Origin of the sequence: Campylobacter sp. RM12640 (genome assembly GCF_020137595.1) — a bacterium.
In the GTDB taxonomy this organism is placed as follows: domain Bacteria; phylum Campylobacterota; class Campylobacteria; order Campylobacterales; family Campylobacteraceae; genus Campylobacter_E.
Genome location: NZ_JACGAU010000072.1, coordinates 1 through 507 on the forward strand (window position 1 = coordinate 1; position 507 = coordinate 507).

The following is a 507-nucleotide window of genomic DNA, read 5'->3' on the forward strand; positions in this document are numbered from 1 at the left end:
GCTAAGCGCTCATGCAAACGCATCTATGAACAATAGATCAATTGACAGTTCTTTAAATAAGTTAAACTCAGGTTTTAGAATTAACTCTGCTGCTGATGATGCTTCAGGTATGGCAATTGCTGATAGCTTAAGATCTCAAGCAAGTTCTCTTGGTCAAGCTATTATGAATGCTAATGATGCTATTGGTATTATTCAAACAGCTGATAAGGCTATGGATGAGCAAATAAAAATACTTGATACAATTAAGAATAAAGCTATTCAATCAGCTCAAGATGGTCAAACAACTGAAACAAGACGCTCACTTCAAGCTGATATTTCTAGACTTATGGAAGAATTAGACAATATTGGTAATACTACATCATTCAATGGTCAAAAGCTTCTAAGTGGAACGTTTTCAAACAAAGAATTTCAAATTGGTGCATATTCTAATGAGACAGTTAAGGCTAGTATTGGGGCAACTACAAGTGATAAGATTGGTTTAACTAGGTTTGAGACTGGGCATAATGT

General features: G+C 34.7%; 1 protein-coding gene. It reads left to right on the forward strand.

The genetic code is table 11. The annotated features are described in order from the left end of the window. Positions 1-507 (forward strand): flagellin N-terminal helical domain-containing protein (locus AVBRAN12640_RS09925; protein ID WP_442862240.1); only part of this gene is annotated, 507 nt, incomplete at both ends.